The following is an 11,313-nucleotide window of genomic DNA, read 5'->3' as shown; positions in this document are numbered from 1 at the left end:
TGAGGCGGCTCCTTTTTGATTTCGTTGAAGTAACGGGCAGATTTGGTTAAAAAAGAAAAGTTCTGTTTTTGCCATTTAGGGTCCATTTAATTGAAAAGAAGGATGAGCTAACAACAATTTCTCAAAGTAATACATCAAAGAATAAAAGTACCATTCCCAAGCAATAGTGAATAACATATTTTATACTTCTGCGAAGGGAATGAGTAACACAATGAATTACGTTGGGAATATGTATCCATATCCATACTACGTTAACGCACCAATGTATAACTATGTAAGACAGCCTGTGTACTGGGCGATTCCACAAGAAATAGAGAATGCAAACCGATTTGGTTATCGGCAATCATCAAACATGAATGAAAAAATTCAGTTAAAAGATTATGGAAGAACACCGTTTGTTGTGAATATTAACGAGGCTACAAAGCAAAACAGTACATTTCGCACTGCCATATGGACAGGAAATAACCTACAAGTTACTGTGATGAGTATCAATGTTGGAGAAGACATCGGTTTAGAAGTTCACCCCACAACTGACCAATTCTTGCGTATTGAAGAGGGGCAAGGTATAGTTCAAATGGGTGATACTAAAGATAATTTAAATTTTGAAAAAAGAGTTTATGATGAATATGCAATCATGGTACCGGCTGGTAAATGGCACAATATAATGAATACGGGCAATACACCACTTAAACTTTATTCTATTTATGCCCCGCCTGAGCATCCATTTGGTACGATTCATAAAACGAAAGCAGACGCATTGGCTGCTGAATAAAACCATATACTTGCAGACATTCTCCATCATCACTAAAAGACATATGAACAAAACACTAGCTTTTGTGGAGCAGCGGCATTTGTAATCAGAATGAAATCTGGTCTTCATCTGGCGTTAATGAATCGAGCCTATAATAGAACTCGACCTCTTTTAAACTATAAACATTAAGACCCACATCAAATTGGTGTGGGTCTCTTTCTGTGATCAGTCATGATCATAAAATAGGTAGTTTTATACATATGTCCGTTACGCTAACGGGCAGAATAGTTCATTTAATTCTACAGAATGCCGCGGGGATTGAGTATTTTTAAAATCACAAATCAGACGTTATCCGCAAAGATTGGCAACATAAGAATACCTATAGAGAAAGGGTAGACGTGAGAGCAGAGATCCACAGAGTGCGTAGCGATGACAATCAGAAGCAAAACAAACGAAGGAACGCTTGTTCAAGTGTGTTTGTGACGCCAGCCGCAATAAGTGCGGACCGTATCCGCACTTATTGTTGGATTCTTGACACTGGGAACATTTTGTTCTCTGAAGTCTAATCAAACAAAAACGCGCCTGAACCATTGTGGTTTTGCGCGTTTTGCCATGACGAAATACGGTGTCAGGACGGAATGTTCATAGCGGTCTGAATGTTTTTCAGATCGAGCAGAATTTGCTCTGGAATATGGTAGGGATGGTATAGGCCCCGCTGCATCATGTAGTTTGTTATCTTTTCATGGGAGTCTATGGCTTCGTCGAGCTGTTTCATCAAAATTTGCTTGATTTCGGGAGTGGCACATTCGGTTACGGCCATGGCGTAGTTTCTAACTCCGCTCTTGGCGTTCATCAAAAAATCCATTGCGATCACGTCGTCGGTCAGCGTATGAAGCCCTGTCATGTGTTCTAGTATTGTGTTCATGTTTTATCTCCTATAGGGTCACTTTAGACAGCACTCCACCGAGCTCCTGAAGCTGCTGCTGTGATAATTGCACGTCTTGCTGCAAAATTTGTATGAGCTCCGGGTCGGTTACCAGAGCTTGCATGGTTTTGGATTTGGTCATGCAAACGGTCTTGAACGCAGCCATTTCATGAACCTCCAGCATCACATGCAAGGCGTAATTGGAATTCATTTGGATTGTCCTCCCATTTATTCATCCATATTCAAGGTTTTAAGACGACTTTGATGCAATCGTCCGTTTTCGTATCGAACACTTCATAGCCGCGCTTGGCCTCGCTGAGCGGAATGACGTGCGTAACAATGTCTCCAGGGTCCACTTTCCCCGACGTAACCAACTCGTACATATACGGCATATAATGAATGACCGGAGCTTGTCCGGAACGGATATTCACGTTGCGCTGCATGATGTCGCCGAACGGGAATCCGTTATAGCGTCCGCCGTATACCCCAGTGACTTGGATGGTCCCGCCTTTTCGGACAGCTTGAGACGCAATGATAAATGCGCTCATGGTGCCGCCTTGCAGTTTCAAACCGCTGGCTAGAAATTCGAGATCGCTCATCTTGCCGTCCATTCCTACCGCATCAATCACGACATCGGCGCCGCCTTTGGTCATTTCCTTGAGATTGTTGCCGATATTCTTATCCTGTTCGAAGTTTACGATTTCCACATTGTTCGTTCGCTTCGCATGCTGTAAGCGGTAATCGACATAGTCGACGGCGATGACCCGCTTTGCTCCTTTCAGCCAGCAGAATTTCTGGGCCAGAAGTCCGACCGGACCGCAGCCGAGCACGATGACCGTATCTCCATTCTTGACGCCGGCGTTATCTACGCTCCAGAATGCCGTCGTCATGGCATCGGCGATCAAGCTTAGCTTTTCATCCGGTTGTTCGCAGTTTTCGGGAATCTTGAAGTAGGTAAAATTTGCAAACGGAACTCGTAAATACTCGGCTTGCCCGCCAGGGTATCCGCCGGTCGTTCCGGAGTAGCCGAAATATGCCCCCATATCCCCGTGTTCGTTTGACTTGTCACATTGGCTTTCCAGCTGATTTTTGCAAAAAAAGCAATCTCCGCATGCGATGTTGAACGGGATGATCACACGGTCGCCTTTCTTTACCTTTGTCACGCCGGGGCCTACTTCTTCTACGATCCCCATCGGTTCAGCCCGATGACATAATTCTCCTGAAGGTTAGGAATCATCCCGTGAATAAGGTGAAGGTCAGAACCACAAATGGCGGTACTGGTGATCTTTACTATCATATCGTCCGGTTTCTCAATCTTCGGATCCGGTACCTCTTTGACCACGACATTTTTAATCCCTTGATACGTTACCGCCTTCATGCATTATGTCCTCCAATATGTTCATCTGGGGTCCGATCAAACATCCCTTTACGCGACGTATCATCCGGGAACAAATTCATCTGCCCGATCATCACCGTATTTTTCGCCGAAAGCTGGTCGAGTTGGTACTGTTCGTTCAGCTCGTAAGGATGGAACCATTTTTTGCGAATCATGAGCTCCGTGATTTCTTGGTGCATTGCAATCCCTTGCTTAAGATGATTGCGTAGCAGCGCTCTTACATCCGGAGAAGCCGTTTCCGTCAGGGCGATGGACAAATTTCGCACACCCTCCTTGGCACGAAGAAGGAAGTCCATTGCAAAAGTCATATCTGCCATTTCCGGCATATTTAATGAATTAATCGGGTCTAAATAATCGGTATTCATTTTTGTTCCCCTTTAATGTGTAATAGGTGTAGGGCTATTCGGAACAGGCGCTTGGAAAGGAGCTCTTGCGTAGATTGCTTGCAGCTCGGCGATCTGTTGTGTGGATTGAATTACGTCTTTCTGCATTAACGCTTTTAGCTCTTGGTCAAAGACCAAGCCTTGCATAAGTTTTGACTTAGCGAGGCAGAGCGTTTTAAAGTTTAACGCTTCATGCAGTTCCATCGATTCGTGCGGCGCTAGCGTTGGCGTATTCATTGAGAAATTATCCCCTCCTTTTTTCATCAAAGTTAGATTTACCTACGCATCGGATCTTATACTAAAATTGATTGCCGGAAATGTGGGTCGAATATTCCCATGCAGTCGTAAGAATATAAACAAAATCTCAACCGCATACTTATTTCTGTATAAGTTATTGATCTTTGCTCAAGGAAGGAGGACTCACCTTGCCCAATGGAAATAAAATTGATCTAGCCACCGAAAATGCAAGAAAACCGGCAGAAGGTACACTTAACTCGAGCGTCAATACGCTGGAGCAGCATGCATCTAACGCGGTTTCTGAGGCGCAAACGGCTTTAAATCAGGCGATAAGCTCGATAAGTGAATCTAATGCGGCAACAAATTCACAAGCTTTGGAGACGGCCCGGCAGCAATTGACCCAAGCAGAGGAATTTTTAGATCAAGCGCAAACTTCAGCAAGCGCATTACGTCTGCCGGACCAACAATAAAACGGTAGCTTTGGTAGTGGCAGAGATTCTCCTTCTTTTTCGGATACAAGTGGAGTCAAGCTCACTAATGTCGAGGTATGGTCGTCTGTCTATGTAGACGCTGCGTATAATGTTTTCCGAATTTACGCCGATACTCTCCGCATGGGCAAATGACTTGCGTTGACGCTCGGAAGAACGTATTTGCCATAGACACGGAGAGCCACCGTCAATAACCTCTTAATGTTGAAGACCATAATTGTTAGTGGATATAAGCGGACTACGGAAATTGCCCCCTTTTCAATGAGACATTTTTGCACGACGGCAAACGCGCTTGATTTGCCGGACCAGCGCAGCAAATCCATGACAAGCGAGAGGGAGGCCCTTAAGGGGCCTCCCTCTTTCTTCTGCTTCCTATTATTATGGGTTGGTCGTTAAAATGCCGACGTTCTTCAGCACCACAGCGCGGCGGCAGCAGGAGCGCAGCGCAAGCTGGGCGACGTCTTGGGGGCATAGCCCCACACTTAGGAACGTGTCGTACTGGCTGCGTTCTTTTGTTTTGCCGCTTCCACTCGTGTCATGGTTCCGAAGTAGACCACACAGAACACTCGAGTTATCAGGAATGTGAGAAAAATCGTGGCCCATGACCAAAACCAGTTCCAACGAACATACCGAATCAGATCGGTATATTGTACGAGCAGCACCTCAACTATCGTCAGTACAGTAGTGAATAACACGTAATAGCCGAATTGAATCCAGCCACTCCGATGGCTCGGATAATACGCGTTAAACACCGCGCATGTCATCGGATAGGCCATATATTCGTAGGTGAAGCTCGTCCGGCTAACGTCGGCAAGCTCCCTTACGGGATAGGCGAGAAGTTTGAGTTCGACTACGGCATGACCGAAAATACACGTAATATACTGTTTGAACAAAAAAGCGACCATCGCCAATCGACGTTTCTGCCGCGGGATGATGAGAATCAATAACAATGAAAGGATCCACACTGAAACGATAATGCCGTATTGCATCAGCAAACTCATCGCTCATTCGCTTCCTTCCTGAAAACTTTGCGATCCCTAAAGAACCAACTCGCTAGGCCGCGGACGGACAGAAATATAATCGAGTACACAATCGCCATCAGACTCCAGTGAAAATGAACATAATCCACCAATTCGGTTTTTGCGGCTAGCATCCCGTCGATTAAGGTGAGCAGTGAAATCCAGACAGCAAAGTAAAAACACTTTGTCAACTTATTGGCACGAGGTCTATAGATGTAATACAGACCGCTCGCAACAGGCGTCCACACTACTTTGAACGTGATATTCAAATCCGAAGCTTTGGGGAATTCACGCAACGGGTAGGCCACCAAATCAAATTGAACGAGTAGCACTTCTACTATCCATCCAACAGCCTGACACACAAGAAAGCACAACACAAATTCATGAGCTTTTGCTCTTGGAACAAGAAAATAGATGGTGGTTATAGACACAAACCAGACTAGCAGCAATAAATTTCGTTCCATGTCCATGGCCATAGCTTGTACAAGGAAGGAGGCTCCTATGTATAGTGTACTTCTTTTAATTCATACTCTCGTGGGTGGTGATACTTAGGCAAAAACACAACACCGTTTACTCGTTGTCCGTCATAGACACGAACTTGCGGGGTTCCCTTAAAAATATTTTATTATCCAGGCACTTGAACCACATTCAGTCATATATAGGTGATAGCAGTAGAACCTGTTGAGGAGGATTTTATACAAATGATGTTACCGAGTGAAAAGTATTTCGGTAAGTTTGAAGCGGTTTTTTTATTTTACGGGGCCATGCCTACAGGCGTTACTGTTTCTGAAACAGGGCGCATTTTTATTTGCTTTCCAAGATGGGGAGACGATGTTAAATTTACGGTGGCTGAAATCGTTCGCGGTACATTACAGCCTTATCCTAGTTTAGACGCTAATTTGGTAAGCCAATCGAATATCACAACGTCCTTCATTAGTGTCCAAAGTGTCGTTGCTGATGGAAAGGGAACGCTTTGGGTATTGGATACGGGGGCTCCTAATTTCTCAGAACCCATCAAAGGGGGGGCGAAGTTAGTCGCTGTAGATTTAAATACAAATACCATAAGAAGCGTATTTACATTTACAGAGGATGTTGTCCTGCCAACCACTTATCTGAATGATGTCCGATTTGATTTTCGTGTTGGTAAAGCAGGTTATGCTTATATAACGGATTCGTCTTCCCGAGGACCGGGTGCCATTATTGTCGTTGATTTAGAAACGGGTTATGCCTGGAGACGGTTAAACGGGGCAAATTCAACTTCGCCCGATCTCTTTCTTTTACCGAAAGTCGAAGGTAAAATCCTGATGAATCGAAACAAAGATGGATCTACTTCACCCTTTAGATTGGCCTCTGATGGTATAGCGATTTCCCCGGACGGCAAGATTTTGTATTTTTGTCCTCTCTCCAGTCGACATCTGTACTCGATTTCAACGGAAGTCCTAAGAGACCGAACGATACCGGATATGAATTTACAGGATCACGTGAAGTATTGGGGAGAAAAAGGTGCTTCAGATGGAATGATCACCGGTGCAAAAGGAACCCTTTATGCTGGAGATTATGAAAACAACAGTATTCGAAAGATATTGCCGAATGGCATCATGGAAACGATCGCACATGATCCGAGAATTTTATGGCCGGATACTTTTTCGATTGGTCCAGATCAATACTTATATTTCATCGTGAACCAATTACATCGGCAGGCAAGATTTCATTATGGAAATGACCTGCGGCAGAAGCCTTATAGTTTACTCCGTATGAAAATAGACGAACCACCTGCTCCTACCTTTTAATAAATATTTCACTTTACAAAGTTGACTCTATTTGCATAGAAAATGTATTTTATGACTTTATGGTTATTAAGAATTTGGAGGCTGCCGCTCGGGAGCCTGTTCAGCTATCGGCGAACGGTTGTTTAATAAACACACCAATGGGAGGCTACCGGCATGATCGGTAGCCTCCATTACGTTAACGGGCAGTTATCTATGGTGTAACTTACATTAAAAGGAATCCATGCGTCTATGGCGAAGAAATATGTACGTCAATATTAGGGAGCCAAGATAGGAATGAAAAAGATCCTCATTATTGGAATTGTAGCTAGTGGTAAGACGACATTGGCAAAACATTTATCAAAGAAAATTAATGTGCCTTGGTTTGAACTCGATTCCATTGTCCATCATCAAACATCTATGGGACGGTATAAGCGTACAGCAGAAGAACAAATTGATGTATTAATGGAAATAGATAAAAATGGGACATGGATATTTGAAGGAACAGATAGAGAATCCTATCAATGTTTATATCAAATGGCAGATACAATCATATTTCTTGATACTCCATTGTGGAAGCGTAGAGTAAGAATTTTAACTAGATTCCTTAAGCAAAAACTCGGTATTGAAAAGTGTCATTATAAACCAGATTTAATGATTTTAAAGATGATGTATAAATGGACACGGGATTTCGAACAAAGTAGAAGAAGTTTTGAAACCAAGTTAGAACTATACAATGAGAAGCTGATTAGATTAAGTGATAATAGCAACCTGAACTTTCACTAATCAGACAAAGACTACGCTAACGATAAACGATAGCTGAATAAAGGAAGGAGCTGCCTCGGTGGCTCCATTTGATCGGCTCACAAAGCTGTAATAAACATGAAATCTAATTTTCGCTTGGGCGTAATGAACTTGGCTTATAATAAATAACCAAGACCCCCTTTTAATATAAAAATTAAGACCCACATCCCGTTGATGTGGGTCTCTTTCTTTGTTCGGAGATCTTCTTCACAAAATAGGTGATTTTATACATATGTCCGATGGTTATCCATGTTTCGGTGCATTCTCACAACAATGGGCATCCATCATGTACCGATACAGGGCTTTTATCATAATGTAATATTGCCTAAGTAAATAATGAAACCCAAACTATAAAGGGAGTGTTTATTTTGAACGAAACGTCTAACCGTAATATGTATGGGTACCACGATCCAATGCATCAAGCTGGGAAACATTTCGTGATGGCGGAACATTTTGAGCGAATGAAAATGGCATATGCCGGTGACCCAGCACGGTTTTATCAATATGCCGAGTGCGAATATTATCACAAAGCACTTGCACACCGTTATAAAGGAATAGCCGCAGCAGGCATGTAGTCCATAGTGGGTTATAAAAAGTACCCACTTTTGTGCAGATGTCTACAAGCAAAACCTGTCCAGAAGCATAAAAAAGGCCCTAAAATCCATTTTCTTTTTCTTGATCGAACATTATTCGAGAGAAAAGGGAGAATGGAAAATTAGGGCTGTCGGATGACAAAAACATTGTCCGAATCGAGTCCGCGTAAACCGCGGGCTTTTTTATTTATCGGCTCAAGTTCTTGTCAATTGACAATGTCAAGAACTTGAGCCGATTGCCGATTTGTGACAAGAACATTGTCCGAATGCCGACACATAAAAATTAACCGTGCTAAACTAATGGGCAGATTACACTAATAATGAGGTCTCTACAGGATAAGAAGGATTAAAAAGGGCTCATCACGAACTGAGAGATACACCAAATACGCTACAGATGAGTTTATCTATGATGGAGGTAAAACAATGCCAGGTGAGTTCGAGAAGATAGAGGTCAAATTATCAGCGTTAGGGGTCACAAAAAAACTAATTAAAGACTCTGAGGACTTGGTTTCGATAGAACAGCAGTATGGTTTTCAATTGCCATTGGAGTATAGGAGATTTCTTTTGGAATATGGGAGAATAGACTTTCCTACTGGAATTAGTTATTTATATAAAGAAAGGGTTTCTGAAGTAGCCAGATTAGGTGACTTTTATAATTTGCAATCCGATGGATTTAATAGTTTACGCAAAAACATTGATACATACCTTGGACGAATGCCCTTTAATTTAATACCTATAGTGGAGATCAAATCTGTATTAGAGTTAAAGAAGAAATGCATGGAAGAATCTATTTCTGGGATCATAATCAGGAGAAACTCAACCCTTCGGAAAATGAACTATGGAATAACGTTTACTTGATATCAGATTCTTTTGTAGATATTATTTTAAGCCTCCAGAAAATTGAGGAGAGTACTACACCGAAAGATCTAGGTATAGTTAAGGTTACAACTACCCCTGAGTTTTTAGCACTAGTAGAAAAATTTAAAAATAAAAATAAATGACCAATAATTTGGTACGTTATTTGTTCCCAAATTTAGTTCCACACCAGACTCCACACACTGATTCGTCGACTGGATTCTTACTACTTTCTTAAATCAGTAGGAAGCTTAAGCTCCCTTTTATGTATACTGAGGTTGATATGCCGAAAGAATTGATATTGTATGTTCAATTCTCGAATAAATGCGGATAAATAGTTAACTTGGAGGAATTTGGATGAAACGCACAGCTGATATCCTGATTCGAGGGAACAGCAACTTATTTAATACAATTAGGAGTCAGTTTGAAGGTAGACTGGATCAGTTAACATTACAACCAAGTGGTCTCCATATAGTAACAGATGAAGAGAAGCCAGAATATCAAGAATTAATGTCAATGATCAACAGTGAAGGTATTAATCATTCTTTTACAGAAACCAGAGAGTACACAAAGCAAGAATTGAAGGAAGCAAAGTTTTTTCATGTAGGAGTTCTCTATCCATGGGAGCATGATGCTCTCAAGGATGCTGAACATTATGGGACAAAGTACGTTCAGGACCATCACTTCGAACACTGTGGTAAAGTTCAGACTTCTGAATTAAAGTTGGATGTGAAGAAAATTGGTAAGCATCATTTAGTTCATATTAGACCTGAACTAATTATTACCGAGTATGCTAAAGAGGTTATTGAGAGCAATCAGCTCAGCGGGTATGAAATCCTTCCCGCTAGTGATTATAAGACTCGGGGTGTTCAAAAGGTATATCATTTGGTTATAAAGAGTATTTTGCCACCATTTGATGATCAGGTACGTTGTGACCCGTATGAACATTATCCTGATAGTGATTGCGAAACTTGCAGTTTGAGAGGCTTTCCTCGCTCAGAATTTATTTACAGAGAAGAAGAAATGGAGAGGTTCCAGGACTTTAATTTAACTTTTGAATACTTGGACGCTTATCAAAATCGTTTGTTGATCGTAAGCACTAAAGTGAAAGGAATTTTTCAGAAACATAAAATAAAGCTGCTTAGACCAGAACCAGTTAGATTCATATAAAGAAAGTTTATTACTAATACCACATACGACTAACAATATGACAATTCCAACCGTTCGCGCTACTTTATACGGATGGCTATTTTATTTTGGGCACGCTAATTGCATTGAGCTAACTCAGAACTATAGTTGAATAACATCATTGGACGAAGCTGTCGGCACGATCGGCAGCTTCATTATGTTAATGGGTAGAAGAGCGAGATATCATAAAATTCCATATCTGTGATCCTTTATTCCATTCCAGATTCCTTTTTCTATCGTTATGATTTAGTTAAGAAAGGGGTGGAAGAATTTTGATACGTGTCGTAGTTGGTTCTGGTGGTAGTAAAAATAATCCTGAATGGTTGCACACCGAGGAGCATGTTCTTAGTTTATTGGAAATCGAGGATTGGGATAAAATATTTGCCATTGAATCAGTTGATGCCATATTGGCGGAACATGTTTGGGAACACCTTACTTACGAAGAAGGTATTCAAGCAGCAAAAATCTGCTTTAAATACTTAAGGTCTGGTGGCTACATTCGTTGTGCCGTCCCAGACGGATTATTTCCTGATGATGCGTACCAGAATATAGTTAAGATTGGTGGACCTGGTCCTAAGGATCACCCCGCAGCTTCTCACAAAATCGTACATACCTTTCATACAATATGCACAATGTTCGAGGAAGCAGGATATTTCGTTCAATTACTTGAGTATTGCGATGAGAAAGGTAAATTTCATTATAATGACTGGGACGAGACGAAAGGTTTTATATACCGTTCAAAACGATTTGATCATAGAAACAAGGATGGACGTTTAGGCTTTGTATCACTCATTATTGATGCAAAGAAGCCCAACCTGTAGAAGGATTTATTGAGCTATCGGGAAACGATAGTGAAGGAGCTTGCATCGTGAACTGCACCCCAATTGTTAGACACAGTCTAACAATTG

15 protein-coding genes and 1 pseudogene are annotated in these 11,313 nt (G+C 41.8%); 8 read left to right on the top strand and 8 right to left on the bottom strand.

All coding sequences use genetic code 11. From position 1 onward, the window contains the following. Positions 1-211: 211 nt before the first annotated feature. A complete protein-coding gene (locus GC098_RS16090) occupies positions 212-772 on the top strand; it encodes a cupin domain-containing protein (protein ID WP_171644155.1) in 561 nt (186 codons plus the stop codon). A gap of 607 nt (positions 773-1,379) precedes the next feature. Here the strand turns inward: GC098_RS16090 and GC098_RS16085 are convergent. The 5 genes and pseudogenes from GC098_RS16085 to GC098_RS16065 form a co-directional block, all read right to left on the bottom strand. Further along, positions 1,380-1,676 (bottom strand): spore coat protein, encoded by a 297-nt coding sequence (locus GC098_RS16085; RefSeq protein ID WP_171644154.1) that lies wholly within the window; start codon positions 1,674-1,676, stop codon positions 1,380-1,382. Between the two features lie 10 nt (positions 1,677-1,686). Further along, the gene (locus GC098_RS16080; RefSeq protein ID WP_171644153.1) at positions 1,687-1,887 is read right to left on the bottom strand and encodes a hypothetical protein; all 201 of its coding nucleotides are present in this window, start codon (positions 1,885-1,887) and stop codon (positions 1,687-1,689) included. Between the two features lie 31 nt (positions 1,888-1,918). Further along, a pseudogene (locus tag GC098_RS16075) lies at positions 1,919-3,054 on the bottom strand (zinc-dependent alcohol dehydrogenase). Further along, positions 3,051-3,437, bottom strand: coding sequence for a spore coat protein (locus GC098_RS16070; RefSeq protein WP_028552140.1), 387 nt, complete (start codon positions 3,435-3,437; stop codon positions 3,051-3,053). The pseudogene GC098_RS16075 and the gene GC098_RS16070 overlap by 4 nt, the downstream one beginning before the upstream one ends. Positions 3,438-3,449: 12 nt before the next feature. Beyond that, positions 3,450-3,692, bottom strand: a complete 243-nt coding sequence (locus tag GC098_RS16065; RefSeq protein WP_171644152.1) for a spore gernimation protein GerQ — start codon at positions 3,690-3,692, stop codon at positions 3,450-3,452. A 188-nt stretch (positions 3,693-3,880) separates the two neighbouring features. Here GC098_RS16065 and GC098_RS16060 point away from each other — a divergent pair, with 188 nt between their 5' ends. Beyond that, positions 3,881-4,162, top strand: coding sequence for a hypothetical protein (locus tag GC098_RS16060; protein WP_171644151.1), 282 nt, complete (start codon positions 3,881-3,883; stop codon positions 4,160-4,162). Between the two features lie 122 nt (positions 4,163-4,284). Here GC098_RS16060 and GC098_RS16055 read toward each other — a convergent pair whose 3' ends face one another. The 3 genes from GC098_RS16055 to GC098_RS16045 all read right to left on the bottom strand — a co-directional run bounded on the left by GC098_RS16055 (position 4,285) and on the right by GC098_RS16045 (position 5,669). Continuing rightward, positions 4,285-4,503, bottom strand: a complete 219-nt coding sequence (locus GC098_RS16055) for a hypothetical protein (protein WP_171644150.1) — start codon at positions 4,501-4,503, stop codon at positions 4,285-4,287. Positions 4,504-4,662: 159 nt separating this feature from the next. Further along, positions 4,663-5,181 (bottom strand): CBO0543 family protein, encoded by a 519-nt coding sequence (locus tag GC098_RS16050; RefSeq protein WP_171644149.1) that lies wholly within the window; start codon positions 5,179-5,181, stop codon positions 4,663-4,665. Further along, complete coding sequence (locus GC098_RS16045) at positions 5,178-5,669, bottom strand: CBO0543 family protein (RefSeq protein ID WP_246358640.1); 492 nt, start codon at positions 5,667-5,669, stop codon at positions 5,178-5,180. Before GC098_RS16045 ends, GC098_RS16050 begins: the two co-directional genes overlap by 4 nt. A gap of 225 nt (positions 5,670-5,894) precedes the next feature. Here GC098_RS16045 and GC098_RS16040 point away from each other — a divergent pair, with 225 nt between their 5' ends. The 6 genes from GC098_RS16040 to GC098_RS16015 all read left to right on the top strand — a co-directional run bounded on the left by GC098_RS16040 (position 5,895) and on the right by GC098_RS16015 (position 11,226). Further along, positions 5,895-6,989 carry an L-dopachrome tautomerase-related protein gene (locus GC098_RS16040; RefSeq protein WP_171644158.1) on the top strand — a complete coding sequence of 365 codons (1,095 nt, stop codon included), beginning with the start codon at positions 5,895-5,897 and terminating at the stop codon, positions 6,987-6,989. 273 nt (positions 6,990-7,262) lie between these two features. Further along, positions 7,263-7,751: an AAA family ATPase gene (locus tag GC098_RS16035; RefSeq protein WP_171644147.1), complete on the top strand. Its 489-nt coding sequence runs from the start codon at positions 7,263-7,265 to the stop codon at positions 7,749-7,751. Between the two features lie 377 nt (positions 7,752-8,128). Then, complete coding sequence (locus GC098_RS16030; protein ID WP_376773888.1) at positions 8,129-8,344, top strand: hypothetical protein; 216 nt, start codon at positions 8,129-8,131, stop codon at positions 8,342-8,344. A 441-nt stretch (positions 8,345-8,785) separates the two neighbouring features. Next, positions 8,786-9,220, top strand: a complete 435-nt coding sequence (locus GC098_RS16025; RefSeq protein ID WP_171644146.1) for an SMI1/KNR4 family protein — start codon at positions 8,786-8,788, stop codon at positions 9,218-9,220. 354 nt (positions 9,221-9,574) lie between these two features. Then, positions 9,575-10,387 carry a hypothetical protein gene (locus GC098_RS16020; protein ID WP_171644145.1) on the top strand — a complete coding sequence of 271 codons (813 nt, stop codon included), beginning with the start codon at positions 9,575-9,577 and terminating at the stop codon, positions 10,385-10,387. A 290-nt stretch (positions 10,388-10,677) separates the two neighbouring features. After that, positions 10,678-11,226: a class I SAM-dependent methyltransferase gene (locus tag GC098_RS16015; RefSeq protein ID WP_216625299.1), complete on the top strand. Its 549-nt coding sequence runs from the start codon at positions 10,678-10,680 to the stop codon at positions 11,224-11,226. Positions 11,227-11,313: the final 87 nt, after the last annotated feature.

This window comes from Paenibacillus phytorum (genome assembly GCF_013141715.1).
GTDB classification, from domain to species: domain Bacteria; phylum Bacillota; class Bacilli; order Paenibacillales; family NBRC-103111; genus Paenibacillus_E; species Paenibacillus_E phytorum.
Note: the sequence above shows the minus strand (reverse complement) of the source record. Positions and strands in the feature narration are given on the sequence as shown.

What these genes read in the sequence shown, in the direction of transcription:
- GC098_RS16065 (WP_171644152.1), bottom strand. Translation starts at nt 3,692, where the DNA reads ATGAATACGCCAACGCTAGCGCCGCACGAATCGATGGAACTGCATGAA.
- GC098_RS16020 (WP_171644145.1), top strand. Translation starts at nt 9,575, where the DNA reads ATGAAACGCACAGCTGATATCCTGATTCGAGGGAACAGCAACTTATTT.
- GC098_RS16055 (WP_171644150.1), bottom strand. Translation starts at nt 4,503, where the DNA reads ATGGATTTGCTGCGCTGGTCCGGCAAATCAAGCGCGTTTGCCGTCGTG.
- GC098_RS16050 (WP_171644149.1), bottom strand. Translation starts at nt 5,181, where the DNA reads ATGAGTTTGCTGATGCAATACGGCATTATCGTTTCAGTGTGGATCCTT.
- GC098_RS16045 (WP_246358640.1), bottom strand. Translation starts at nt 5,669, where the DNA reads ATGGACATGGAACGAAATTTATTGCTGCTAGTCTGGTTTGTGTCTATA.
- GC098_RS16070 (WP_028552140.1), bottom strand. Translation starts at nt 3,437, where the DNA reads ATGAATACCGATTATTTAGACCCGATTAATTCATTAAATATGCCGGAA.
- GC098_RS16090 (WP_171644155.1), top strand. Translation starts at nt 212, where the DNA reads ATGAATTACGTTGGGAATATGTATCCATATCCATACTACGTTAACGCA.
- GC098_RS16085 (WP_171644154.1), bottom strand. Translation starts at nt 1,676, where the DNA reads ATGAACACAATACTAGAACACATGACAGGGCTTCATACGCTGACCGAC.
- GC098_RS16080 (WP_171644153.1), bottom strand. Translation starts at nt 1,887, where the DNA reads ATGAATTCCAATTACGCCTTGCATGTGATGCTGGAGGTTCATGAAATG.
- GC098_RS16025 (WP_171644146.1), top strand. Translation starts at nt 8,786, where the DNA reads ATGCCAGGTGAGTTCGAGAAGATAGAGGTCAAATTATCAGCGTTAGGG.
- GC098_RS16035 (WP_171644147.1), top strand. Translation starts at nt 7,263, where the DNA reads ATGAAAAAGATCCTCATTATTGGAATTGTAGCTAGTGGTAAGACGACA.